The organism is Bradyrhizobium sp. LeoB3, from assembly GCF_055456055.1.
The window spans coordinates 1-327 of the sequence record NZ_JBVBEF010000425.1 but is presented as its reverse complement, the minus strand read 5'-3'; the positions used below and the strand labels follow the sequence as shown (position 1 = coordinate 327).

Annotated in this window: 1 protein-coding gene; it reads left to right on the top strand. The window is 63.9% G+C overall.

Annotation, left to right across the window (positions count from 1 at the left end; translation table 11 throughout):
• The coding region (locus ACZXDY_RS46600) for a helix-turn-helix domain-containing protein (protein ID WP_464350119.1) at positions 1–327 on the top strand (327 nt) is incomplete at both ends.

The window sequence follows — 327 nt, the reverse complement described above, 5'->3', positions numbered from 1 at the left end:
CGTCATCGTGTTGCCCGGTCGCTGTCTGAGCGATGCCGCGCGATCCTGCGATGTGCGGATGGCTTGCCAAGCAAGTCCGTAGCTGCCGAACTCGGCCTCCACGAACATACCGTTGGCAAGTGGCGCCGCCGATTCTTGAAGGATCGCTGTGATGGCCTGCTTGACGAAGCGCGACCTGGCCGTCCTCGCACCATCAACGACGATCAGGTCGCCGCCGTGATCGAGCGGACGTTGCGGACGACGCCGGCCAATGCGACGCACTGGTCGATCCGCTCGATGGCTGCGGAAACCGGCTTTTCCCACACCACGATCCGCCGAATGTGGGCA